Source organism: Gordonia sp. 135, from assembly GCF_009720185.1.
In the GTDB taxonomy this organism is placed as follows: domain Bacteria; phylum Actinomycetota; class Actinomycetes; order Mycobacteriales; family Mycobacteriaceae; genus Gordonia; species Gordonia alkanivorans.
Genome location: NZ_CP046257.1, coordinates 2,012,428 through 2,032,609, shown reverse-complemented (window position 1 = coordinate 2,032,609; position 20,182 = coordinate 2,012,428). Strand labels below are relative to the sequence as shown.

Annotated in this window: 16 protein-coding genes, 1 tRNA gene and 1 pseudogene; 9 read left to right on the top strand and 9 right to left on the bottom strand. The window is 68.4% G+C overall.

The genetic code is table 11. The features are described from left to right. Positions 1-483: 483 nt before the first annotated feature. Both GKZ92_RS09290 and GKZ92_RS09285 read left to right on the top strand, forming a co-directional pair. The gene (locus tag GKZ92_RS09290; protein WP_006357344.1) at positions 484-909 is read left to right on the top strand and encodes an HIT family protein; all 426 of its coding nucleotides are present in this window, start codon (positions 484-486) and stop codon (positions 907-909) included. Next, positions 906-1,682: an SIR2 family NAD-dependent protein deacylase gene (locus GKZ92_RS09285; protein ID WP_006357343.1), complete on the top strand. Its 777-nt coding sequence runs from the start codon at positions 906-908 to the stop codon at positions 1,680-1,682. Before GKZ92_RS09290 ends, GKZ92_RS09285 begins: the two co-directional genes overlap by 4 nt. A 26-nt stretch (positions 1,683-1,708) precedes the next feature. On the opposite strand, the gene GKZ92_RS09280 is transcribed toward GKZ92_RS09285, so the two are convergent. The 3 genes from GKZ92_RS09280 to GKZ92_RS09270 all read right to left on the bottom strand — a co-directional run bounded on the left by GKZ92_RS09280 (position 1,709) and on the right by GKZ92_RS09270 (position 8,318). Further along, positions 1,709-5,863, bottom strand: a complete 4,155-nt coding sequence (locus GKZ92_RS09280; RefSeq protein ID WP_006357342.1) for an AAA domain-containing protein — start codon at positions 5,861-5,863, stop codon at positions 1,709-1,711. A 128-nt stretch (positions 5,864-5,991) separates the two neighbouring features. After that, a complete protein-coding gene (locus GKZ92_RS09275; protein ID WP_075863112.1) occupies positions 5,992-6,342 on the bottom strand; it encodes a rhodanese-like domain-containing protein in 351 nt (116 codons plus the stop codon). Positions 6,343-6,530: 188 nt separating this feature from the next. Further along, the gene (locus GKZ92_RS09270; protein ID WP_006357340.1) at positions 6,531-8,318 is read right to left on the bottom strand and encodes a DEAD/DEAH box helicase; all 1,788 of its coding nucleotides are present in this window, start codon (positions 8,316-8,318) and stop codon (positions 6,531-6,533) included. Positions 8,319-8,552: 234 nt separating this feature from the next. On the opposite strand from GKZ92_RS09270, the gene GKZ92_RS09265 reads away from it, so the two are divergent. From GKZ92_RS09265 to GKZ92_RS09250, 4 genes are all read left to right on the top strand, one after another. After that, complete coding sequence (locus tag GKZ92_RS09265) at positions 8,553-10,340, top strand: AMP-dependent synthetase/ligase (protein ID WP_006357339.1); 1,788 nt, start codon at positions 8,553-8,555, stop codon at positions 10,338-10,340. A gap of 171 nt (positions 10,341-10,511) precedes the next feature. Continuing rightward, positions 10,512-11,660 carry an OpgC domain-containing protein gene (gene opgC, locus GKZ92_RS09260; protein WP_006357338.1) on the top strand — a complete coding sequence of 383 codons (1,149 nt, stop codon included), beginning with the start codon at positions 10,512-10,514 and terminating at the stop codon, positions 11,658-11,660. Further along, positions 11,657-12,847 carry a trans-sulfuration enzyme family protein gene (locus GKZ92_RS09255; RefSeq protein WP_006357337.1) on the top strand — a complete coding sequence of 397 codons (1,191 nt, stop codon included), beginning with the start codon at positions 11,657-11,659 and terminating at the stop codon, positions 12,845-12,847. Before opgC ends, GKZ92_RS09255 begins: the two co-directional genes overlap by 4 nt. Before the next feature lie 53 nt (positions 12,848-12,900). After that, a complete protein-coding gene (locus GKZ92_RS09250) occupies positions 12,901-13,716 on the top strand; it encodes a DUF1206 domain-containing protein (protein ID WP_006357336.1) in 816 nt (271 codons plus the stop codon). 10 nt (positions 13,717-13,726) lie between these two features. Here the strand turns inward: GKZ92_RS09250 and GKZ92_RS09245 are convergent. Next, positions 13,727-15,264: pseudogene (locus tag GKZ92_RS09245) on the bottom strand (DUF7782 domain-containing protein). A 50-nt stretch (positions 15,265-15,314) separates the two neighbouring features. Continuing rightward, on the bottom strand, positions 15,315-16,031 hold the full coding sequence (locus tag GKZ92_RS09240; protein ID WP_035750841.1) for an HNH endonuclease family protein: 717 nt from the start codon (positions 16,029-16,031) through the stop codon (positions 15,315-15,317). Positions 16,032-16,374: 343 nt separating this feature from the next. Between GKZ92_RS09240 and GKZ92_RS09235 the strand changes: the two genes are divergently transcribed. Continuing rightward, the gene (locus tag GKZ92_RS09235; protein WP_035750928.1) at positions 16,375-16,962 is read left to right on the top strand and encodes a hypothetical protein; all 588 of its coding nucleotides are present in this window, start codon (positions 16,375-16,377) and stop codon (positions 16,960-16,962) included. Between the two features lie 43 nt (positions 16,963-17,005). On the opposite strand, the gene GKZ92_RS09230 is transcribed toward GKZ92_RS09235, so the two are convergent. After that, positions 17,006-17,087: transfer RNA gene (locus tag GKZ92_RS09230), tRNA-Leu, on the bottom strand. Between the two features lie 97 nt (positions 17,088-17,184). Here GKZ92_RS09230 and GKZ92_RS09225 point away from each other — a divergent pair. Beyond that, on the top strand, positions 17,185-17,613 hold the full coding sequence (locus GKZ92_RS09225; protein WP_155225207.1) for a transcriptional regulator: 429 nt from the start codon (positions 17,185-17,187) through the stop codon (positions 17,611-17,613). Beyond that, positions 17,610-17,960, top strand: a complete 351-nt coding sequence (locus GKZ92_RS09220) for a DUF3817 domain-containing protein (protein WP_006357331.1) — start codon at positions 17,610-17,612, stop codon at positions 17,958-17,960. Before GKZ92_RS09225 ends, GKZ92_RS09220 begins: the two co-directional genes overlap by 4 nt. Here GKZ92_RS09220 and rdgB read toward each other — a convergent pair. The 3 genes from rdgB to GKZ92_RS09205 are packed head-to-tail and all read right to left on the bottom strand — an operon-like array spanning position 17,950 to position 20,147. Beyond that, complete coding sequence (gene rdgB / locus GKZ92_RS09215) at positions 17,950-18,570, bottom strand: RdgB/HAM1 family non-canonical purine NTP pyrophosphatase (RefSeq protein WP_006357330.1); 621 nt, start codon at positions 18,568-18,570, stop codon at positions 17,950-17,952. The two genes, GKZ92_RS09220 and rdgB, sit on opposite strands and share 11 nt — an antisense overlap. Then, positions 18,570-19,325 (bottom strand): ribonuclease PH, encoded by a 756-nt coding sequence (gene rph, locus GKZ92_RS09210; protein WP_006357329.1) that lies wholly within the window; start codon positions 19,323-19,325, stop codon positions 18,570-18,572. The genes rdgB and rph overlap by 1 nt, the downstream gene beginning before the upstream one ends. A gap of 57 nt (positions 19,326-19,382) precedes the next feature. Then, positions 19,383-20,147, bottom strand: coding sequence for a cyclic nucleotide-degrading phosphodiesterase (locus GKZ92_RS09205; protein WP_035750833.1), 765 nt, complete (start codon positions 20,145-20,147; stop codon positions 19,383-19,385). Positions 20,148-20,182: the final 35 nt, after the last annotated feature.

Genomic DNA, 20,182 nt, shown 5'->3' with positions numbered 1-20,182 from the left:
AGGCGGGAGCGCCGGCGATTCCTCGTCGGTGAGAACGGGGGGTCGCCCACGACACCGGGGCATCGCAGGCGGAAACGAGAGCGGCAGCCCTGCCTGATTCGAACTACTTGGTACAACTGATGAACACGCCTGCCACACAAGGACATCGGCGCTCCCCGGCTCATGGAGGAGTCGCTTACGACGTGAACGTGACACCCATGATGACACACGAAAGTGAGGGATTCCTCATGTTTCCGGGTGACCTGCCGGTATACCCATCAGTAACCCCGCGGGTAACTTGAAAGACCATGTCAACAACCATCCGAAGGGTTGCAAAACATGCTGGCCAGACAACGTACCCGAGGGTATGTCGGCCGCCGAACGCGCGCTCGGTCAACCGTTATGAAACCGTGATGTGATGCGGACCACTTTCCGGTCCGACGGCGGGTCCGCGGCGTTCGCACGGTGCCCGGACGCGCTCCGCCCGTGCCCTAGAGTCGCCCCATGAGCAGTTGCATCTTCTGCGCCATCATCGCGGGCACGGCTCCGGGCCGGATCGTCTATTCCGACGACGACGTCGTCGGCTTCCTCGACATCCGACCGGTCACCCGCGGGCACACCTTGCTCGTCCCCCGAGTCCACTCATCCGGGCTCGACGACCTCGACCCGACACTCGGGGCGGCCCTCTTCGCCGCCGGACAACGCGTCGGATCGGCGCTGAAGGCCGGGCCGATGTCCGCGGACGGGGTCAACCTCGCCCTCAACGACGGCCGCGCCGCGTTCCAGACCGTCTTCCACACCCATCTGCACGTCGTGCCCCGCCACGCAGGCGACAAGCTCAGTTTCGCCAAGGGTCTGGTCGTGCGTCGCGATCCGGACCCCGACGAGACCGCCGACCTGGTGCGCGCCTCCCTCGAGGCCGCGGGATGACCGGGCCGACCATCCCCGAGGCCGTGATCGACCTCGTCCGAGACGCGGACTGGATCACCGTCTTCAGCGGGGCCGGCGTGTCGGCCGAGAGCGGGATCGCGACCTTCCGCGACGTGCAGACCGGACTGTGGGAGACATTCGATCCCGCCGAACTCGCCACCCCGGAGGCATGGGAACGCGACCCCGCACTGGTCTGGGGCTGGTACCGGTGGCGAGCCCGCGAGGTGCTCGCCGCCGAACCGAACACCGGACACCGAGCACTGGCCGAGCTCGGCGCCTCGCGCACCGTCATGGTCGTCACCCAGAACGTCGACGACCTGCACGAGCGTGCCGGAAGCGACGTGGTCAGCCACCTCCACGGCAGTCTCTTCGCGCCGCGCTGCTCGGTGTGCCACACCCCGTACGACGGTCCGGATGCGCGGCCGTCGGCAACCGATCCGGACACCGAGCACGTGGAGCCCCGGGTCACTCCGCCGACCTGTCCGAGGTGCGGCGGCGACGTCCGCCCCGGCGTCGTCTGGTTCGGGGAGTCGCTGCCGACCGACGACTGGCAGCGGGCCGATCAGGCGTTCCGCGCGAGCGAGGTGGTCATCGTCGTCGGCACCAGCGGAATCGTGTACCCGGCCGCATCACTCCCCGAACGCGCTGTCCGCGAGGGCATTCCGGTGATCGAGTTCAACCCTGCCGAGTCGTCGGTGACCGACTTCGCCACGCACAGCCTGCGGGTGTCGGCCGCCGAGGGCCTACCGGCTCTGCTCCGCGCGCTGGGCTGACGGTCCACTCGCCACTCCCCCGCGCGTCACTCCCCGGCGGTCAGGTCGATCGGCGTCCACGTCGGGGCGACCTCTGCGGCCGGACGTGCCGTGAGCGATCCGGGCTTGCAGCCACGCGCCTCGAGGGCCGCGGCGACCGCATCGATCACCCGATCCGGGTCGAGTTCGAACTCCGACTCCCGGACCCGGGCGAATTCCCAACCGCAGCGCCGCAATTCACGCTCGCGCTCGAGATCCGAGCGGGCCTGGCGTCCGGTCCCGGGGAACGCGTCGGGATCGCATTCGACGGCCATCCGGGCGTCGGCACCGAGGACCACCAGGTCGATGATCCGGTTGTTGACGGTGACCTTCGGGGTCACGTGGTAGCCCAGTGCCGCGAGACGGTTGAACACCCGCTGTTCGAGTAGGTTGTCGAACGGCTCGACGCGGAGGTCGTCGGGCACGTCGGTCGGCATCGGACTGATCGCGAGACCCTCGTTGGCGGTGAAGTAGGACAGCAGCGAGTACCGGAGGTCGTTGTGCCGCAAGTCTTCTGGTCCGATCGAATGGAACAGCCAGACCTGGTCCATCGCGCGGGTGGCCGCGACGTTGATCCGTCGCTGCGATTCTGCGCGCGTCAGTGCCGAGATGGCCGTCGGATCGGAGACGACCATGGACAGGAAGATGACGCGGCGCTCGTCGCCCTGGAAGTCCGGCGGGGTGCCCACCCGGATACGACGGGTGCGCCACGCCTCGGCATCGAGCCCGTTGCGTAGGGCCCGTTCCAAGGCCTCCGCCTGTTTGGTGCCCTGCAGCGCGATCACGCCGAAGTCCCGGCCGTCGTAGGCCGGATCGGCCAGACAGTCGCGCAGCGCCCCGAGGATCGCCTCCACCTCGCCGTCGTTCACGAGGCCCGACCCGCTGCCGGTGGCCTCGCCGTCGACCGCAACCGTGCGCAACGGCTCGAGTCGGTCGGAGCCGTACTGCCGCACCGGGATCAGCGGCGCCTTGCCGTAGAACTGCCGCGACGAGAACTCGATGATCTCCGGCATCGACCGGAAGTGCTCGCGCAACCCGACGACGTTGCCGAACCTGCTGCGGAGCAGCGAGAACAGACTCGACCGCGGGGTGAGTCCGTCGCGGAGGTAGGTCGGTAGGTCCGGGAGCGCGGCGTCGAGTTCGGCGAAGGCGTCGTCGAGCGTGGTACCCGCCAGCCCCACTGGCGCACACTGCTTGTCGTCGCCCACGACGATGATCCGGGGCGCGAGCCACAGCAGGAAGGAACTGGTGATGTCCGCCTGTGACGCCTCGTCGACGATGACGACATCGAAGGAGTGCCGGCGCGGCGGGAGCGTCTCGGCGACCTGGTTGATCGACATGATCCAGGCCGGGATCGCGTTCTGCGCCACGGCCATCGCCTCACGCGCGGCACGCCGGAACCGGTTGGCGTGCTTGCCCGACCCCTTGCCGAGGTTGATCATGTGGTCGCGGTAGGACTGCAGCGCCTGGATCTCGCCGGTCGTGGTGCGCCCGAGCAACTCCCGCCAGGCACGCGCCGAGGCGAGACGGGTGGTCAGCTGCGCGACGTCGACCTCGATGGCATCGAGGTCGGCCGAGATCCGGGTTTCGGAATGCACGTCGCTGCGTTCGGACACCCACGTGTGGGCGTACCGCCACGCCCAGGCGGCAGCCATCTCCCGCGCGCGTTCGGACCAGATCGGATCGCGCGGCGTCGCCCAGATCGTCCGGACCAGTTCCGGAGCGCGGCTCTTGAGTCGCAGTTCGAGGAGATCGAGCGCGTTCTCCGCATTCGCCTGCTCCTGGGCCTTGAGGAAGGCTCGGCGGGCCGTGCGGATCCCGGCGGCGTCGGCGGTGCCGAGCGCGGCGAGTAGTGCATCACCTTCGGATGACGGGCCCTTGTCGAGTTCGGCGGCCAGCCCGTAGGTGCAGTCGGCCAGTTCCCGTTCGGCCAGGGCCGCGTCGTTGGCGGCGGCGATCGAACCCGCCTGCCCGGCCACCTCGGCGATCTCCGCGACGCTGCGGGGGCGCGGGCCACCGGGGCTGATCGCCTCGAGTTCGTGGACGAGATGATCGCGCCCGGTGACCAGACGCGAGATCCACGCGAGCTGCGCGTCCAGCCTGACGAGCCGATCGACCTGTGCGGACCGGGATCCGGAGGCATCGATCGGCACGTGGAGGTCGGCCAGGATGCGATGGACCTGGTGGACGGCGTCGACGACCGTCAGGTGGTCGGCCACCCTTCGCAACGACACCTCGTCCGTCGGGACCCGACCGTCGACGGTCGCCCGTACTTGCGACTCCTCGACCGCGCGCTGCTGCGGGGAGCGGCGCAGCCGGCCGCGCCATTGGCCACCCTCCGCCAGATGTTCGGCGGCTGCGTCGAACAGCGCCGCATCGCCCGGGCGGTCCCCCTCGACGAGAACCGTGTGGGCGCCCAGGTCGCGGTCGCGCCGGGCGGCCTCGGCGATCACCGGGGACAGGGTCGTCACGCGGGACCACAGGTGGGACGCGTTGCCGGCCAGCAGCCGATCGGCCATGTCGACCATCGGCGCCGGAAAGGACGCCACCTCGCCCGCGGCCACGCCCAGCTGTTCGCAGATCTCCTTGATGGTGAGAAGTCGTTCGCTGTCGACGCCGTCGAGAGACGGGAGCAGCGCTCCCGTGCCGCCGTGGGTTTCCTTTGGTCGGGCGGCGATCCGCGCGCAGATCGTGTCCATGTCGCCGGGCTCCGGCAGATGATCGGCGAGCTCGGGGAACCGCTGGGTGAGACGGCCGCGGTCGCCGCCGGTCACCTGGAGGAGTTCGACGAGCCGGGCGAACTCCGAGGAATCCAGGGGCGGGACCGCACCCTCGAGTCCCGGCGGCATCCAGTCGAAGCGCTCGGCGTCGCGCTTGACCTGCCGCACGATGTCCGCCGGGGTACCCCGATAGTCCCCCGCCACCCACTCGTGGACCTCGGTCTCGCCGGCGCGCAGATCCCACAGCTCGCGCATGAGCTGGTCGCGCTGGGTCAGGGCGTGGTCGCGGCGGGCCTCGAGGTCGGCGATCTCGGCGTCGGCGACGGACACCGAGAACGCGGCCTTGCGCGCGGCGAGGTTCTCGACCACCGACACGATCGTCTCGGCATGGTCCTGGGAGATGTCGGCGATGGACACCGTGAGTTCGCGCAGCGCGGGCGGGAGCATGTCGCGCAGCACGTGGAGCGCATGCGCCTTCTCGCTGACGACCAGCACGCGCTGCCCCTTGGCGAGCAGCGCGGACGTCACGTTCGCGATGGTGTGCGTCTTGCCCGTACCGGGCGGCCCCTCGACCACGACGCCGCTGTCGTGGCCCAGCCGCACGAGCACGTCGCGTTGCTCGACGTTCGAGGGCAGCGGGAAGAGCGCGTCGGCGATGAGACGTTCGGGTGAGAGCACGGCCGGCGCGTCGAGCGCGCCCAGCCGATCCTCGGCGTCGATCGGTTTGACCAGCTGGGCCAGGCCGACGGGCACGCTCGCATCCTCGTCGCGCAGGTCGTCGATGATCGCGTCGTAGAAGGCGAGCGAGTTCTCGACACCGCGGCGTCGCAGGACGATCGCCGGTCGCATGTCGAGCGAGAGGGTGGCGCGGTCGGCGTCGATCTCGATTTCCCCCAGCCACTCGCCCACGAGATCGGTGACCTTGCCGGCGACGACCGACGGCTGCTCGGCGAGTCGGGTCCGGGTCTTCATCGCGCCGGCGAGTTCGAGTCCGTCGACCGCGGCGAGCAGATGGGTGTCGTGCATGGTCGGCGCGGAGCCCGCGCCGAGGGACACGCGGATGGCGCCCGACTCGTCGCGGTCGGCGACCACTGCCTGTGTGAGGAGATGCTCGCGGACGAGAGGTTCGGAGCCGGCGTCGTCGTGGACGGTGACGAGGGCGTTGGCCAGGACGAGTTCGAGGGTCTCGGGGCTCTCGGTCAGCTCGTCGACGAGGCGGGCGACATCGGCGTGTGCGGTGTCGGCGGGATCGATCTCGACGACGACCTGCCCCGGCGCGGCCGACGCCCGCACCGAGATGGGCGTCGAGGCGCCCACCCAGACGTGGCCTGCGTGTTCGTCGATGTCCCGGACATCACCGGAGCGCGAGCGGACGACGTCCCTCAGGAACGCCATCAGCCGGGTGACCTGGTCTCGCAGTGTCTCGCGAGTGTCATCCTGCATCCGATGGGTTCCTCTCGTCGCCGGCGTTCCTACGCTATCAAGCCGCTGGTCAGGAAAGCGGAACTGCCGCACCGTATGTCAAGGAGACCACGTCGGCCGGTGAGCGGCGTCGCGCTCACGTGATGCGCTCAGGTGGAGGAACGCAGTGCTCGGTAACCACCGTCGACGTAGCGGACGTTGGTGTAGCCGAGGCCCGCGATCTGCTCGGCGATCCGCGGTGCCTCCGAACTCACCGACACCACGGCGATCTCGGTGTCGCGCGCGATCTTCCTGGGCTGCTCGGCGTCGCGGATGACGGGGAAGGTGCCGGTCGGGGTGGGACTCAGGAGGTTCGGTAGCTCACTGGGTTCGACCACGTAGGCGCCCGGAAGGCTGCCCTGGTGGCGCACCACCTGCGGGCGGGCATCCACCATGACCGCGTTTCCGGCGCGGCTGTGGTCGATTGCTTCTGCTGCTGAAATCGCACTCACCAAGGACACTGGTGACTCACCAATCCTGTGCTCACTCGTAATTTTCGTGCCCCTCGGTCGGCGGATACCCGCACGCACGAAATGGACACCTTGAAGACCCCCGTCTCCAAGGTTACGGAATGATCTCGGTTTGACAAGTTCCGTCACCACATTGCGGCACGCACGGCGAGCGAAACCGACTCAGGTCGATACGGCGATCAGGACCGGCGACCGCGTCCGGCGACCCGCGGCGAAGGCCGCTTGCCGCCGAAGTTGTCGCGACGACCGTCGCGGCCACCCTGCGGCCCGCCACGCTTGCCCCCGCGACCCCGCGGCGCACCCATGTCCTTGCGGATGTCGATCGGGTTCTTCCCGATCTTGGTGTGGCGGAGCTGGGACAGCGTCTCGTTGTCGAGATCGTCGGGCAACTCGACGAGGCTGAAGTCGTCGCGGATGCTGATGTTGCCGAAGTCCGCGCGGGTGAGACCGCCCTCGTTGGCGATCGCACCGACGATCGCTCCCGGGGAGACCTTGTGCTTGCGGCCGACCGCGATGCGATAGGTGGCGAAGCTCGCGCCGGGACGACGCGGGGTGCGCTCCCGCTGTTCACGGTTCGCCCGCTTCTCCGACTCCGGCGGATCCGGGGTCAGCAGGAACCCGCCGTCGCGCGTCTCGAGGGCCAGCGCGGCGGCGATGTCGGCCATGGCCACATCGTTGTCGCGGGCGTAGTTCTCGATGAGTCCGCGGAACAGGTCCAGGTTGTCCGAGGACAGGTTCTGGGTGATCGACTCGCCGAACTTCGCGACACGCTGCGCGTTCACGTCGTCGACGCTGGGCAGCCCGATCTCGGTGAGCTCCTGGCGCGTCGCCCGCTCGATCGCCCGTAGCAGGTGGCGCTCACGCGGCGAGACGAACAGCAGCGCGTTGCCCGAACGGCCGGCGCGGCCGGTGCGTCCGATCCGGTGCACGTACGACTCGGTGTCGTGCGGGATGTCGTAGTTGACGACATGCGAGATGCGGTCGACGTCGAGGCCGCGGGCGGCCACGTCGGTTGCCACGAGGATGTCGATCGAGCCGTTCTTGAGCTGGTTGATGGTCCGCTCACGCTGTGCCTGCGCGAGGTCACCGTTGATGGCGACCGCGGAGAGTCCGCGTGAACGGAGCTTCTCCGCGAGTTCCTCGGTCGCCTGCTTGGTACGGACGAACACGATCATCGCGTCGAATTCCTCGACCTCGAGGAATCGGGTCAGCGCGTCGAGTTTGCGCTGGTGGGACACCTGCAGATAGCGCTGTGTGATGTTCTGCGCGGTCGCCGTCTTGGACTTGACCGTGATCTCTTGCGGTGACTTCAGGTAGCGCTGGGCGAGCCGGCGGATCGAGCTGGGCATGGTCGCGGAGAACAGCGCGACCTGCTTGGTGTCCGGAGTCTCGGCGAGGATGCGTTCGACGTCCTCGGCGAAGCCCATCGTGAGCATCTCGTCGGCCTCGTCGAGCACGAGGAACTCGAGTCCGGAGATGTCGAGGGTCTTCTTGTCGAGGTGGTCGATCACTCGACCGGGCGTACCCACGATCACCTGAGCACCGCGGCGCAGACCCGCGAGCTGCACACCGTAGGACTGTCCGCCGTAGATCGGCAGGACCTTGACCTCGGGCATGTGCGCGGAGTAGCGGCCGAAGGCCTCCGACACCTGCAGGGCGAGCTCACGCGTCGGTGCGAGGATCAGCGCCTGCGGTGTGCGCGCAGAGGTGTCGAGCCTGGAGAGGATCGGGATCGCGAAGGCCGCGGTCTTGCCGGTACCGGTCTGCGCGAGGCCGACGACGTCGCGGCCGGCCATCAGCGGCGGGATCGTGGCGGCCTGGATCGGCGAGGGGGTTTCGTAGCCGACGTCGGTGATCGCGGCACGGACTCGTGACTCGATCTCCAGGTCGTCGAAAGAATCGCCGGGGATGTCTTGTGCAGGGGTGTCAGCCGGCGCGCCGTGCTCGCCTTGTTCGGAAGTACTCATGCGCGGGTCTCATTCATCGCACTCAACTGTAATCGCCCGACCCCGGAAAGTAGGCATCGTGCCATGACCGCGTCACAACTGGCAGCTGAACTGGTAATACAGCACTACGATGAGCGCGTGTGATGCATCACACGAATACTGGTACTGTCAGTGCCACTCAAATGGCGTCGTCCCCGGTCACCGGGTAGTCGGCGCCGGATATGTCCAGATCAGCAAGTCCGTCTCAGGAGTGCCATGCAGCAGCAGTACGCCACCCCGTCCGATCTCACGATCGACGACAAGGCGAACCTCGTCGACTCGATCCTCAAGTATCGGACCGAGCGACCCACGATGCCTCTTTTCCGCAAGCGCTCCCACAATCAGTGGATCAACGTCACGGCGAAGCACTTCGCGGACGAGGTCGACGCGGTGGCCAAGGGACTCATCGCCTCGGGCGTGGAGCCCGGGGACCGCGTGGCGATCCTGGCGTCGACGCGGTACGAGTGGACCGTCCTCGACTACGCCATCTGGCGTGCAGGGGCATGCACCGTCGCCATCTACGAGACCTCGGCCCCCGACCAGGTGCAGTGGATCCTCGAGGATTCGGCGGCCAAGCTCCTCATCGTCGAGAACCACGAGCACTACACCAAGCACATCCGGGTGATCGACGAGACGCCGACGCTCAAGGAGACCCTGGTCATCGATGACCACGCATTCCCGACGCTGACCAAGCGCGGCGCGACCGTCGCCGACGACGAGCTCGATCGCCGCCATGCGAACTCGCTGTCCACCGATGCCGCGACCCTGATCTACACCTCGGGAACCACCGGCCGCCCGAAGGGTGTCCTGCTCACCCACGCCAACTTCATGGCCGAGTGTGCCGCCACCCGCGATGCGGTCGGCGCCGGCCTGGCCGAGGGCAAGACCACCCTCCTGTTCCTGCCGCTCGCGCACGTCTTGGCGCGCATCATCGCGGTGGCCAGCGTGGAGAACGGGGTCATCCTGGGTCACACCAACGACATCACGAACCTCGTCAACGACTTCGCGGTGTTCAAGCCGCACTACGTGCTGTCGGTGCCGCGCGTGTTCGAGAAGGTCTACAACTCGGCCAAGCAGAAGGCCTACGACGGCGGCAAGGGCTCGATCTTCGAGAAGGCCACCGATACCGCCATCGAGTACAGCAAGGCCATGGAGAGCGGCAAGGTCGGCCTCGGTCTGAAGCTCCGCCACGCGCTGTTCGACAAGCTGGTCTACGGCAAGCTCCGCGCCGCCCTCGGCGGGCAGTGTGAGGGTGCGATCTCCGGCGGAGCCCCGCTCGGCGCCCGGCTCGGCCACTTCTTCCGCGGTGTCGGCATCCCCGTCTACGAGGGTTACGGCCTGTCGGAGACCACCGCGGCGGTCACCGCCAACAACGAGGAGAACCAGAAGGTCGGTTCGGTCGGACGCCCCGTTCCCGGTGTGACCGTCGCGATCGCCGACGACGGCGAGATCCTGCTCAAGGGACCCGTGGTCTTCAGCGGCTACTGGCGCAACGAGGCCGCGACCGCGGATGCGATCCGCGACGGCTGGTTCCACACCGGTGACATCGGCACCCTCGACGACGGCTACCTCTTCATCACCGGCCGCAAGAAGGAACTGATCGTGACCGCGGGCGGCAAGAACGTCTCCCCCGCTCAGCTCGAGGACTCGATCCGCGCCCATCCGATGGTCAGCCAGTGCCTGGTGGTCGGCGACAACAAGCCGTTCATCGCCGCGCTGATCACCATCGACCCCGAGGCCGTGCCGGGCTGGCTGGAGCGTCACAACCTGCCCGCCGACACCCCGCTCTCGGAGCTGATCGAGAACGAGGATCTCAAGGCCGAGATCGACGCGGCGGTCAAGGAGGCCAACTCGAAGGTCTCCAACGCCGAGGCGATCAAGAAGTTCACCATCCTCGACACCGACTTCTCGATCGAGACCGGTGAGCTGACGCCGACGCTGAAGCTCAAGCGCAACGTCATCCACGACGCGCACAAGCAGGCGATCGCCGACCTCTACACATAGAAGCGCCGCCTCGAGGCGATTCAGGTCACGACTCACCGCGGCCCGGGATGACTCCGGGTCGCGGTGAGTTCTATCTTCAGATCAATGTCTTCACACACAGGGTCTGGGAACCGAGTGTCGGGAAACCGAGATCTCGCCATCGACGCCACGCGAGGAGTGGCGATCTGGAGCATGGTCACCGCACACTTCGCCACCGATTCCCCGTTGGCCTCGCCCACACACGCCTTTCCGTACGTGGACGGGATGTCGGCGTTCGTCATGCTCTCGGGCATCGTGCTGGGCCTCGTGTACCAGCGCTGGGTCACCCGTCACGGGCTGCGGTACGCCTACGTCCGCCTGGCCAAGCGCATCGCGGTCCTCTACGTCTGTCAGCTGACGATCGCGCTCGTCGCCGTCGCGGCCGCGCTCGAGGGCCACCGCTGGCTGACGCTCCTGCTCCCGGTCGACGGCTGGGCCGACGGGATCTGGCTGTCGGTCACGATGCAGTACCTGCCGAGCGGCGGGAACATCCTGCTCCTCTACATGGTGCTGATGATGTCCGCGTTCGCCCTGTTCCCGCTTCTGCAGCGCGGCTGGTGGGCGTGGATCCTCGCCGCGTCGCTGACGTTGTACGCGGTTTCGCTGGTCTGGTCGCCCGACTGGTTCTACCTCAGCGCCTACCAGGCGGCCCCGCACATCCAGAACGTCGCGGGATGGCAGATCATGTTCATCCCGTCGGTGGTCATCGGCTGGAACTGGTCGCGATGGAGTGTCCCCGAGTTCGTCGACCGCTGGCTCGTCGTCATCGTCGCCGTGGCGGTGACGGTCGCACTGTTCTTCCACTACGGCATCGCCGCCGGCCCGTGGGCGCACCTCGAACCCGCCTTCGCCGACAAGCTGGACTTCCGGCCCGCGCGTGCCATCGGCGCCTACCTGGTGATCCCCGCCCTCTACGGGATGTTCCGCTTGTTGCTGCGCTGGTGGCATCACGACTGGCTGCGCCCGCTGGTCATGACCGGCACCCGAAGCCTCGACTCCTACGTCATCCAGGCGATCGCGCTGGTCATCGTCCCGATTCACATCGCGCACCGGCCGTGGGACACGCTCACGATGCAGGCCGTCGCGCTGCTGGTTTTCGGCATCTGCTGGGTGTGGGCGGAGTTCCGGTACTTCACGCACATCGACAAGCTGCACAAGGTCCCTGGACGGGTCGCCCGAGGTGTCCTGCCAGGCCGCGACAACACCGCGCCGGGGTTCGGCGACGGGTCCGCTCTCGACGTCGACGTCGAACCCGGTGTGCCGACCGGCGAGCAGCCGCAACCGATAGGAGCCCGCGCATGACCGGAGAAGTGCAGCCCGGGGAGATGACACGCAGCGTGCACGCCGGGAACGACTCGTCGGGTCCGTCGGTGCGCACGCCCATCACGATGGCGAACTCGTATCACCTGCCGCCCGAGCCGGAACAGATCAGCTGGTCGGGTACCGAGCAGCTCTTCTACACCCGCAACACCGGCGCCAACCAGGTTGCCCTGCAGGACAAGCTCGCCGCGCTCGAGGAGGCCGAGGACGCGGTCGTCCTGGCCTCCGGTGTCGCCGCGCTGCACGCGGTCTTCTTCACCTTCCTCTCCACCGGCGACCACGTCGTCGTCTCGGACACCACCTACGAGGCGACGTGGAAGCTGTGGGCGGAGCTGTTGCCGAAGAAGTACGGAATCGAGGCGACCTTCGTCGACATCACCGACCCCGAGAACGTCCGCGCGGCGCTGCGTCCCGACACGCGACTCGTGGCCGTCGAGACGATCGCGAATCCGACGACCAAGGTCGGGGACATCGCGGCGCTGGCCGACATCGCCCACACCGCCGACGCCCTGCTGCTCGTCGACTCGACCTTCACCCCGCCGCCGCTGTACCGGCCACTCGGCGACGGCGCCGACCTCGTCGTGCATTCGCTGACCAAGTACATCAACGGTCACGGTGACGCGATGGGCGGCGCGGTGCTCGGCCGCTCCGACCTGATCGGCCGCATCAAGGAGCAGGCGATGGTCGACGTCGGCGGCGTGATCTCACCGTTCAACGCGTGGCTGATCGCCCGTGGTGCCATCACCCTGCCGCTGCGGCTCGCCCAGCACCAGCGCACCGCCGAACGCGTCGCCACCTTCCTCGACGGGGATCCGCGTGTCGCCTTCGTGCGCTACCCCGGCCTCGCCTCCCATCCCGAGCACGACTTGGCGGTTCACCAGTTCGGCGGACGCGGGTTCGGCGCGATGATGGCGTTCGCCGTGCGCGGGGACTCGGCGACCCAGAACCGTTTCGTCGGGGCGCTGCAGGTGATCACGTCGGCGGTGTCGCTCGGCCACGACGAGTCGCTGATCGTCCACGTCGGACCCGACGGCCCGCGGGTGGCGGCATATCCGGAACCGTTCCGGCAGTGGGGCCATCTCCGTTTCTCCGTCGGCCTGGAGGACGCCGATGACCTGATCGCCGACATCTCCCGGGCTCTCGACGCAACGTTCCCGGACGGCGACTGAGCGCGCGTATCGTTCGAAACGTCGGCGCTCACCGCCGACGGGAGGCGGCGAGGATGTCAGGCAACCAGGTAACCGGCGCGGTCGATCGCGCCACCGACAGTCCGTGGTTCCAGCGCGGGGCACGCGCCGGGCACGCCGTCAGCGGACTCGTCCACCTGCTCATCGCGTACATCGTCGTTCGGCTCGCCTTCGGCGAGGGCGGAAACGCCGACCAGTCCGGGGCCCTGGGCATCTTCGCCGGGAACACCGGGGGCCGCATCGTGCTCTGGATCGCGGCCGTCGCCTTCGTGGCACTCGCCCTGTGGCGAGTCGCCGAGGCCATCGTCGGCCCGCACGCCACCGAACCCGGCCGGGACAACGACGGCGCAGAGGACTGGCTCGACCGCGGTAAGGCATTGTCGCTGGCCGTCGTCTACGCCGGATTCGCCTGGACGGCAGTGCGATTCGCGATGGGCAGCGGCCAGTCGAGTGGCCAGCAGAATACCGGACTCACCGCTCGTCTGATGGAATCCGGTGCCGGCAAGTTCGTCGTGGTGGTCGCCGGCCTGATCATCATCGGCGTCGGTGTCTACCACGTGTACAAGGGTGCGAGCCGGAACTTCCTCGACGACCTCAAGACCCACGACCGCGCGGCGACCATCGCCGGGGTGGTCGGTTACTGCGGCAAGGGCCTCGTGCTCGTCGGCACCGGCATCCTGGTTCTCGTCGCGGTGGCCACCTCGGACCCGTCGAAGGCGAGCGGGATCGACGGCACGGTCAAGTCCCTGGCCGCCCTCCCCGCGGGGCAGGTGCTGATGATCCTGGCCGCGATAGGTATCGCCGGCTACGGCGTGTATTGCTACTGGCTCACCCGGTACGCACGGATGTGACCGCCGGTCCTCAGTCCGCCTCGTAGAGGATTCCGCGTCCGATGGCCTCCCGGACCACCGGCAGTGCGGCGGTGGCCAACGCCTCGGCGTCGACGCCGTGAAAGTCGGCGAGCAACTCGATCAAGGTCTGCAGGGGAACCTGTCCGCGACATCCGGCGAGTAATGCGCGGGACACCTCGTCGACGCCGAGGACCGCGCCCGGACCTCCGGGGCGGCGCACGGCGGCACCGACCTGTTGCCAGCCGTCCTCGCCGGGTAGCGAATGTTCTTCGAGCATCACCGGCGCGACCGAGAGCCGCTTGTCCAGCAGCTCCGCGTCGGAGGTCTCGCGTAGGTACCGGCGGCGGGCCAGGAAGGCCTGCGCCTCGGGACCGGTGACCTCTTCGCCCGCTCCGGTGATCTCTTCGATGACGACGTCGGGCTCCCGGTCCTCCCCCGCCTCCGGCGCGCGAACGGTGATGGAGCCCATGCCGATCGCGACGATGTCGTTGTCGTCGAACCACTCCAGCCACTGCTCCCCGCGCCGGGCAGCGGCAGCCTCGTCCTCGCCGGCATCGGAGAGCCACAGCGACACATAGCTGATCGGATCAGCCGCCTCCCGCTGGACGACCCAGGCGTCGAGACCCGTCCCGTCCAGCCAGCCGCCCACCCGGTCACGCCAGTCCGCACCGTCGGTGATGATCCAGTTGGCCAGGATCTGGGCGGTGCCGCCCGGGTTCAGGTGAGCAGGCAACTCGCGGATGAGCTGCTCGCACAGCGCATCTCCGACGACACCCGAGTCACGATAGATGTAGTCCTGGCTGCCGGTCCCGACGACGAACGGCGGGTTGGACACGATGAGGTCGAAGCGCTCCCCCGTCACGGGCTCGAACATGCTGCCCGCCCGCAGATCCCACGACATCCCGTTCAGGCGCGCGGTCGCCCGGGCCAGCGCCAGTGCCCGCTCGTTGGTGTCGGTGGCGACGATCTCGTCGCAGTGCGAGTTCAGGTGCAGCGCCTGGATGCCCACCCCGTGCCGATGTCGAGGGCGCGTCGTGCTGGTTCACGAATGATCGCGCGTGCGAGAGACATCGAGGCCCCACCGATTCCGAGTACGTGGTCGCGGGCGACGGGACCCGATCGCATGGCGGCGTCCTGGTCGGCGACGACGAGGAAGTCGTGGGTTTCGTCGGCGTGCGGACGGATGTCGAGGCTCGCGCGGATCGCTCCCTCGTCGATCCGGGTGAGTACTCCCTGGGCGACGAGTGCGTCGACGCCGGCTGTCGGAAACGCCTGCGCGACGAGGTTTTCGGGTTCGTCCGACCCGAGCAGGAAGAGCCTGATGAGGGTGGCGAGTCGCGACTCGCCCTCGTCGCCGTCGCGCTGTTCCTCCGCAGTCGCGGCCGACGCGGGCCACCACACGCCGCGCAGCAGGGCGGCGTGGACCTCGTCACCGAGGAGTTCGGTGACACCGTCGGTCGTATAGGCCGCGGCGCGGAGGTCGGCGCCCAGGGCGTCGACGACGGAATCGTCGGTCAGCGGATGAAGGGTGGAATGTGGCGCCGTCACGCACCTGAGGCTACTCACCGTGACTGGCCGGGATCGCTCCGTCCCTCGCGTCAGCAGTCGGACAGCACTCGGGACATCGCGTCCCGTTCCGCCGCAGTGACCCAGAGACCGTAGGCCTTCTTGACCTCGATCTGACGGCTGACGTAGGTGCATCGATACGCCTTGTTCGGAGGCAGCCAGGTGGCCGCATCGCCGGCGCCCTTGCGCTGGTTCACCGTTCCGTCGACCGCCTGCAGATTCCGCGGGTCGTTGGCGAACTCGAGACGGCGACGCGCATCCCACTGCGCCGCGCCCTTCTGCCAGGCGTCCGACAGCGCGACGACGTGGTCGATCTGAACGAGCGCCGACGTGTCCTGGCCGCGGGTGAACGGCAGGGTCGTGCCGGAGTAGGCGTCGACGAGGGTCCCCGACAGCACGCGACACCCGTCGGCGTGCAGGGTGACGTCGACGAGGTCACGGCGCAGGATGTCCTCCCGGGTCCGACACCCGTTGCGGCCGAACTGCACATCGACGGCGTCGTCCCAGGCCGAGCCGAACTCCGAGCGCGAGTATCCCGTCTTCGGCGCCCGACCCTTCACCGCCAGCGAGTCCAGATCGGCGTGGGCCCGGTTCACCGGCGCCGGCGTCGACGACGGCGTCGAGAACGGAAGCGACGGAACCGAAGCCGCACCCGGGGCGGGCGCTGTCTCCGGAGCCGATTCCGATTGGAGCAGACCGAGTGCACCGAGCACGGCAAGGAGAACGACCACTCCGATTCCCGGCAGCACCGCCCGACGTCTCACCCCGGCATCGTTGCACGCGTCCCCGACACCGAGCCGACGTGCCCGGTGACTGGCGAACCTCGCTTCGACCTGCAGACGTCGGCCGAAGTCTGCAGGTCGAAGCGAGGTTCGCCGGTGGTGGCTCGCGGGTCGTCGGCGTTTCCGGAGCCGAGGCGCCGACACCTAACGATTTCGGAACGACAATCCCGGGGTGGCAACGATTCGGTCCCATTCGGGATGACAACCCTCCGGTTCAGTATGATCACCCCTACGACCGGGTCAAACGTGCCACTTGGGTGCGTCCGGCCGCCCGGAGATCACACTCCCTGACCGGAAGGACGGCAACGCCATGAGCGCACCGGAGAGCAGCGCCGATCGCGAGATCGACGCGGTGGACACGGAGAACGACGCCGTAGATGCCGATCTGCAGGCCGCCGACGAGGACGCGACGGTCGAGGTCGACGCCCTGGAGGACGAGGACGCCACCGTCGAGATCTCCCCCGACGAGGTCGTCGCCACAGAGGACTCCGCCGAGGAGCCCGCTGTAGAAGACTCCGCCGAGGATGTCGCTGCCGAAGACGTTGCGGTCGAGGAAACCGCCGCCGTCGACGATGCGGCCCCGGTCGAAGAAGCCCCGCTTGACGAGGAAACTCTCGACAAGCCCATAGAGGCCGACACCCACGGAGAACTCGCCGACGCCGCGGACCTCGAAGGTCTGCACGTGTCGTCGCGGGTTCGTGTCACTCTCGAGGACGGCACCACGCGTGAGGGGGAGATCGTCGACGACTTCGCCGACCTCGCTCCCGGCGACCAGACCGTCGAGGCACGGATTGACGAGGATCACATCGCCCGCTTGCGGCGCTGGGCGATCTCGACCGACGATCACGACATCGTCTTCGCCGACGACGATGCCGTCGAGCTCCTGAGCGTTTCGTAGAACAAGTTGTGCGCCACTTGCGCACAATTTCCACGAGATCCGGTGCGCGAGGGGGGACTTGAACCCCCACGTCCGTAGACACTGGAACCTAAATCCAGCGCGTCTGCCAATTCCGCCACTCGCGCTCGGTGCGTTCCCGACGTGGAACCGGGCTCCGCACTGTAACCGCGACCACCCTACCGGCCGCGTTTTGATCATCGCAGGCCAGGTACCTTGAAAGGTATGTCCTCGTCCCCCCGTCGCACACATCGGCCGGCGCTCGTGGTGCTGACCGTGGTCGCCGCGGTGGCGTGCCTGGTCCTCGCCTGGTGGCAGTGGTCGCGCTTCGAGTCGGCCTCCGGCAGCGGCCAGAACCTCGGCTACGCGCTGCAGTGGCCGGCCTTCGCGGTCGCGGTCATCTACGCCTACCGACGCTTCGTCGTCCTCGAGAGCGACCCGGAGGAGGCACGCAAGGCCGCCGCGGACGCCCGCGCCGCGGCCGAGATCCCCGAGGGCATCCTCCCCGAGCGCCCGACGACGCCGAGCGCGGCGTCGTTGATCAACGATCCCGACCCGGTCAAGGACGCGGCGCTCATCGAATACAACCGCTATCTGGCCGAGCTCAGATCGGCAGACACCCCCGACGCCCCGTCATCGAAAGGCCCGCAGTGACCGAGACCGCATCCACCGCTTCTGCTCCCACCGCACCGGTGGAGAAGGTCCGCGGGGCCCTGTTGAGGTACCGCGTTCTGGCCTGGATCACCGGTATCTGGCTGCTACTGCTCGTCGCCGAGCTGATCCTGGCGTACGGATTCGACAACAAGGCGCTCGACTTCGTGCCGATCGTCCACGGCTGGGTCTACTTCGTCTACCTGATCATGGCGGTCGACCTGGCGATCAAGGTGCGCTGGCCCGCGGGCAAGACGATCATCACCGCGATCGCCGGCACCATCCCGTTCCTGTCCTTCTGGTTCGAGCACAAGCGCACCCAGGAAGTGAAGGCGCAGTTCAACCTCTAGCGGCGAGCTCCCGCAGCGCCGGCACCAGTTGAGCCAGCGCCTTGCCGCGGTGGCTCAGCGAATCCTTCTCCTCCGGCGTGAGTTCGGCCGACGACCGGCCGGCCGCGAGCTCGTCGTCGGGCGCGAACAGCGGGTCGTAGCCGAAGCCGTTCGGTCCGCGCTCGGCGCGCAGCACCCGTCCGCGCCACTCCCCGCGCACGACCGTCTCGGTCCCGTCCGGCAGCACCAACGCGCACGCCGACACGAATGCCGCGCCGCGTCGTTCGTCGGGGGTGTCCGACAGCTGCGCCAGCAGCAGCGTGTTGTTGGCCGGATCGTCGCCGTGAGCTCCCGACCAGCGCGCCGACAGCACCCCGGGCATCCCGTTCAGTGCGTCCACCGAGATCCCGGAATCATCCGCGAGACAGGGCAACCCGGTGGCGCGTGCACCTGAGCGCGCCTTGATCAGCGCGTTCTCCTCGAAGGTCGCGCCGTCCTCGGGCTCCTCCGGGTACTCGGGCACGGCGTCGAGGCCGAGGATCTCCAGGCCGGTGATCCCGGCGGCGTCGACGACACGCTGCAGCTCGGCGAGCTTCTTGCGATTGCGGCTCGCGAGCAGGACCTTCGACATCAGGCGTTGCCCGGCAGCTGACCCGGGTACGGCTCGGCGAGCACGGCGCGCTGCGCCTCGAACAGCTTCTGGGTACCGATCGCAGCGACGTCGAGGAGCGCGTCGAGGGTCGACCGTGCGAAGGTCGCGCCCTCGCCGGTGCCCTGCACCTCGACGAGGGTGCCGGCGTCGGTGGCGACGACGTTCATGTCGACCTCAGCCCGCGAGTCCTCTTCGTACGGAAGGTCGAGACGCACCCGGCCGTCGACGACGCCCACGCTCACCGCGGCGATCGCGCACGAAAGCGGTTGCGGGTCGGCCAGTTTGCCGGCGGCACGCAGGTAGGTCACCGCGTCGGCGAGCGCCACGTAGGCGCCGGTGATCGCGGCGGTGCGGGTGCCGCCGTCGGCCTGCAGGACGTCGCAGTCGAGCGCGATGGTGTTCTCCCCCAGGGCGGCGAGGTCGATGCAGGCGCGCAGCGACCGGCCGACGAGCCGGCTGATCTCGTGGGTTCGGCCACCGATCTTGCCCTTGACCGATTCGCGCTTGTTCCGCTCGTGCGTCGCGGCAGGGAGCATCGAGTACTCGGCGGTGAGCCAGCCCAGGCCCGAACCACGACGCCACGGCGGGACGCCCTCGGTGACACTCGCGGTGCACATCACGCGGGTCTGTCCGAACTCCACCAGCACCGATCCCGCGGGATGGCTGGTGAAGCCACGGGTGAAGGAGATGGGACGCAGTTCGTCGTCGGCTCGGCCGTCAGCTCGTGTGGTCACGGCTCCAACTGTAACGACCGTGGTCGGACGGCATGTGACCCGCTCGACCCCGGCCCGCTAGGCGAGATCGATGACCTGTCCCTGACGTACGAGATCGACCGGCCCCGAGAACGTGCTGCGTGCCTCGGCGAGGATCTCCGCCGAATCGGTCCACGGCGCGACGTGGGTGATCGCGAGCGCACGCACGTTGGCCTTGGTCGCGGCCTCCCCCGCCTCGATACCGGACATGTGCAGGTCCGGCGGACGTTCCGACGGGGCGTGGGTCCACGACGCCTCGCACAGGAACAGGTCCGCGTCGGCGGCGAGATCGATGAGTTCGTCGCAGGGGGCAGTGTCACCGCTGTAGGCGATGACCTGCCCTTGCGGGCCGGTGATGCGCAGCCCGTACGTCTGCGGTGGATGGTTGACCTTCACCGACTTGATCCGCATGCCGCCGAGGGTGACCTCGACCCCGTCCCGCCATTCGTGGACGTCGAAGGTGTCGGAGATGTCGTCGACCTGGCCCGGGAATTCAGACGACCCGTGGCCGATCCGCAGCGCCGTTCCCGGGGGTCCGTAGAGCGGGGCGCGTTCCGTCGCCGACGAGGGCGCATACCGGCGCCACACCAACATCGCGGGCAGATCCAGGCAGTGATCGGCATGGAGATGACTGAGAACCACCGAGACCCCGCAGGGATCAGTGACCCGTTGCAGTTCTCCGAAGACACCCGGTCCGCAATCCACCAGCACCGGCTGTTCGCCGGGGACAGAGAGCAGGTAGCCGGAGCATGCCGCCCCCGGTCCGCCCACACTGCCCGAACATCCGAGGACCGTGAGACGCATAAGCCCTACTGTGCCATGCCCGCGCGAGTCGCTGC

Coding starts and splice junctions, on each gene's coding strand:
- GKZ92_RS09290 (WP_006357344.1), top strand. CDS start 484: ATGAGCAGTTGCATCTTCTGCGCCATCATCGCGGGCACGGCTCCGGGC.
- GKZ92_RS09285 (WP_006357343.1), top strand. CDS start 906: ATGACCGGGCCGACCATCCCCGAGGCCGTGATCGACCTCGTCCGAGAC.
- GKZ92_RS09280 (WP_006357342.1), bottom strand. CDS start 5,863: ATGCAGGATGACACTCGCGAGACACTGCGAGACCAGGTCACCCGGCTG.
- GKZ92_RS09270 (WP_006357340.1), bottom strand. CDS start 8,318: ATGAGTACTTCCGAACAAGGCGAGCACGGCGCGCCGGCTGACACCCCT.
- GKZ92_RS09265 (WP_006357339.1), top strand. CDS start 8,553: ATGCAGCAGCAGTACGCCACCCCGTCCGATCTCACGATCGACGACAAG.
- opgC (WP_006357338.1), top strand. CDS start 10,512: ATGGTCACCGCACACTTCGCCACCGATTCCCCGTTGGCCTCGCCCACA.
- GKZ92_RS09255 (WP_006357337.1), top strand. CDS start 11,657: ATGACCGGAGAAGTGCAGCCCGGGGAGATGACACGCAGCGTGCACGCC.
- GKZ92_RS09250 (WP_006357336.1), top strand. CDS start 12,901: ATGTCAGGCAACCAGGTAACCGGCGCGGTCGATCGCGCCACCGACAGT.
- GKZ92_RS09235 (WP_035750928.1), top strand. CDS start 16,375: ATGAGCGCACCGGAGAGCAGCGCCGATCGCGAGATCGACGCGGTGGAC.
- GKZ92_RS09225 (WP_155225207.1), top strand. CDS start 17,185: ATGTCCTCGTCCCCCCGTCGCACACATCGGCCGGCGCTCGTGGTGCTG.
- rdgB (WP_006357330.1), bottom strand. CDS start 18,570: ATGTCGAAGGTCCTGCTCGCGAGCCGCAATCGCAAGAAGCTCGCCGAG.
- GKZ92_RS09205 (WP_035750833.1), bottom strand. CDS start 20,147: ATGCGTCTCACGGTCCTCGGATGTTCGGGCAGTGTGGGCGGACCGGGG.